1 pseudogene is annotated in these 1,225 nt (G+C 39.9%); it reads right to left on the reverse strand.

Annotated elements, in window-relative coordinates:
• Positions 1–1,225: pseudogene (locus GZ996_RS12320) on the reverse strand (IS1182 family transposase); the annotation flags it as partial.

A 1,225-nucleotide genomic window follows, 5' to 3' on the forward strand; every position in this document is an offset into this window, starting at 1 on the left:
GATTTCCTGTTGAAAGTCCGTCTGTGTTTTCTGATGTTTGACATGGTGAAAACGATAGCACCACCCGTCAGGATGAGTATAGCTATCCTCTTTGTCATCATAGTGCCAATTCGTTAAGTTCCTAGCTAACGTTTTATACCCTTTTTTTTTGCTCTTTATCAAACATGGCATACTTAATCAAATGGCTCACATTGCTTTCATTCAAGCGAAGAAAGTTCTCTTCACTGCTGTATCCAGCATCTGCGACAACGGTCTTCACATCATGTGGGTAGGTTTCGAAAAATGGCAAAAGAGTTTTAGTATCTGTCGGATTTGAGAAGACATCATAGTGAAGAACAAATTGGTTCTCAGTAGCGATTTGGAGGTTATAGCCTGGTTTGAGTTGACCATTCTTCATGTGGTCTTCTTTCATCCGCATGAAAGTGGCATCTGTATCTGTTTTAGAAAAGCTATTGCGTCCCTCGAAAGTATTCTGATATCTCTCGTATTTTTCAGCGCGTACTGAAAAATCATCCTTCACTTTACGCAGGACTTTCTTGAGTTTTCGACGCTTGGTTTTACGGTCGTCCTTTCCTTTTACAGGCTCCCCCCTCAATGGCTTGGCTCAGTTTAGCCAATTCTTCTTCAAGGACTTGAGTGAACTCTGTTAACTGTTCTGAGGTAATAGGTTTTTCGTCATCCAGCACAATCGCCTGATGGATAAGGGGTATGATTTTTTCTTGGAAATAGACCTGTATCTGTTCTTGAAGTTTGGCGGAAAACTTATCCGTAGCCTTTTTCCACACGAAACTATACTTATTGACATTAGCTTCAATCTTAGTACCATCAATAAACAGACAATCCAACGTCACTAATTCTTCCATTTTCAAACGAAGATTGAGATCAATGAACAAATCACGAATGAGATTTTCTATCCCAGTAGCGACACGAAAACGATTGATGGTGCGGTAGGAAACCACCAACTGTCCTGTTAAGTACTGCATGGCGATATTTTCAATCATCATTTTTTCGATCTTTCGCCCAGAGAAGATACCTTGTGAGTAGGCAAATAGCAGAGTAGCCAGAAGCATTTTAGGGTGATAAGAAGGGCGACCAAAGTCATGATAGAAAGCGTGGAAGTGACTATCTTCCAAGGCATTCACCACTTTTTCAATGGTAAAGACAATATGGTCTTGTGGCAAGAAAAAACTTATTTCTAGTGATAAAGTCGTTTGATTTGTATTAT

Origin of the sequence: Streptococcus sp. S784/96/1 (genome assembly GCF_902729355.1) — a bacterium.
In the GTDB taxonomy this organism is placed as follows: domain Bacteria; phylum Bacillota; class Bacilli; order Lactobacillales; family Streptococcaceae; genus Streptococcus; species Streptococcus caledonicus.